2 protein-coding genes and 1 pseudogene are annotated in these 1,970 nt (G+C 66.1%); all 3 read left to right on the forward strand.

The features are described 5' to 3' along the window. Window positions 1–83: pseudogene (locus WBR57_RS13380) on the forward strand (translesion DNA synthesis-associated protein ImuA); the annotation flags it as partial. A 7-nt stretch (window positions 84–90) separates the two neighbouring features. After that, on the forward strand, window positions 91–1,503 hold the full coding sequence (locus WBR57_RS13385; RefSeq protein WP_424084219.1) for a Y-family DNA polymerase: 1,413 nt from the start codon (window positions 91–93) through the stop codon (window positions 1,501–1,503). Then, on the forward strand, window positions 1,500–1,970 hold a 471-nt coding region (locus tag WBR57_RS13390), incomplete at its 3' end, for a PHP domain-containing protein (protein ID WP_424084220.1). The genes WBR57_RS13385 and WBR57_RS13390, both read left to right, overlap by 4 nt.

Raw genomic sequence — 1,970 nt, forward strand, 5'->3', positions numbered from 1 at the left:
AGGCAAAACCGGCCCAGGTGCGCGTGCTCAAATGCCGCGGCGGCCTGGCCCATCCGGCGCCGATTGCACTGGCGGGGCATTGAGGTTGCCATGCGCTGGGTGTGTATTGTGTTCCCGCAATTGGCGCTGGACGGGGTGCAGCGTGTGCATCCCGAGCCGGATCAACCGCTCGCGTTACTGGCCGGCACGCCGCAGCGCCGTGTGCTGCAAACCGTCAATCAGGCTGCCCGCGCATTGGGCCTGCGCCCTGGCCAATCCCTGACGGCCGCGCATGCCCTGGCCAAGACCTTTGCCTGCGCCGAATACGACCCTGTCGACATCCAGCGCTGGCAACAGTTTCTCGCCGCCTGGGCTTACCGCTTCAGCTCCCAGGTCAGCGTGTATTACCCGCGTGCCTTGCTGTTTGAGATCGAATCGAGCCTGGGGCTGTTCGGGCCCTGGCCGCAGTTCGAAGCGCGTTTGCGCAAAGAACTGACCGAGCTGGGCTTTCGCCACCGTATCGTCGCTGCGCCCAACCCGGCAGCGGCGCGGGTGCTGGCGAATATCTACGATGGCCTGGCCGTAGAGGATCACGCCTTGATGCAGGCCCTCGCACCGCTGCCCATCGATCGTGCCGGCCTTGACCCGCAGGCCGCGACGGCCTTGTCGCGCATGGGCCTGCGCAGCCTGGCCCAGGTGCAGGCGCTGCCCCGGCATACCCTGGCGCGGCGGTTCGAAGCGGGTGTGCTCAAGCACCTGGATGCGCTGACCGGGCAACGGCCGCTGGCGCTGGATTTTTATCAGCCGCCGGACCAGTTCGATGCGCGCATCGAATTGAATTTCGACGTGCAATCCCACCAAGCCCTGCTATTTCCTTTGCGCCGCCTGACCGGCGACCTCTCGGCCTTCCTCTGTGGCCGCGACAGTGGCGTGCAGCGTTTCGACCTGCACCTGGAGCATGCGCAGGCGCCCGACAGCGTGATCAAGGTCGGCCTGCTGAGTGCCGAGCGCGAGCCGGCGATGCTCTTCGAACTGGCGCGCGGGCGCCTGGAGCAAGTGCAAGTGACCTCGCCGGTGCGCGGTTTTCGCCTGGTGGCCCAGGACCTGCCGGTGTTCGTGCCGCAGCGCCAGGACCTGTTCGACGACCGTCCGCAACAGACCTTGCCCTGGGAGCAACTGCGCGAACGCCTGCGCGCGCGCCTGGGTGATGAAGCGGTCCAAGGCTTGCGTTTTCACGCCGACCATCGCCCCGAATGCGCCTGGCAAGCCGCCGCCGACAGTCGCGCGTGCCCAACCTTGAACAAGGTGCAGCGCCCTGGCTGGCTGCTGCACGAACCGACCTTGCTGGCCGAGCACGGCGTGCAAATCCTCATGGGCCCGGAGCGCATCGAGTCCGGTTGGTGGGATGGTGCCGATATTCGCCGCGACTATTACCTGATCCAGACCCGCGCCGGTCAGCAAGGCTGGGCCTACCGCAGCGTGGGGCAAGACGACGGGCTGTGGCTGCAAGGCTGGTTTGCATGAGTTACGCCGAGCTGCATTGCCTGTCCAATTTCAGTTTCCAGCGCGGGGCCTCGAGTGCGCTGGAGTTGTTCGAGCGGGCCAAGCGCCAGGGCTACAGCGCCCTGGCGATTACCGATGAATGCACCTTGTCGGGCATTGTGCGCGCCTGGCAGGCGGCCAAGGCGGTGGAGCTGCCGCTGATTATCGGCAGCGAAATGCGCATCGAAAACGGCCCGAAACTGGTGTTGCTGGTGCAAGACCTCAGCGGCTACCAGCACCTGTGTCGCTTGATCACCCTGGCTCGACGTCGCGCGGAAAAGGGCAGCTATCGCCTGCTGCAAGAGGACTTCGAGCAACCGCTGCCCGGCCTGCTGGCGCTGTGGGTGGCCGAAGACAGCGACACGCAAGCCTCGATCCAATGGCTGCGCCGCACCTTCGCCGGTCACTTGTGGCTGGCGGTGCACCTGCATTGCGGCCAGGATGACGCG

Origin of the sequence: Pseudomonas sp. (assembly GCF_049590575.1) — a bacterium.
Taxonomy (GTDB): Bacteria; Pseudomonadota; Gammaproteobacteria; order Pseudomonadales; family Pseudomonadaceae; genus Aquipseudomonas.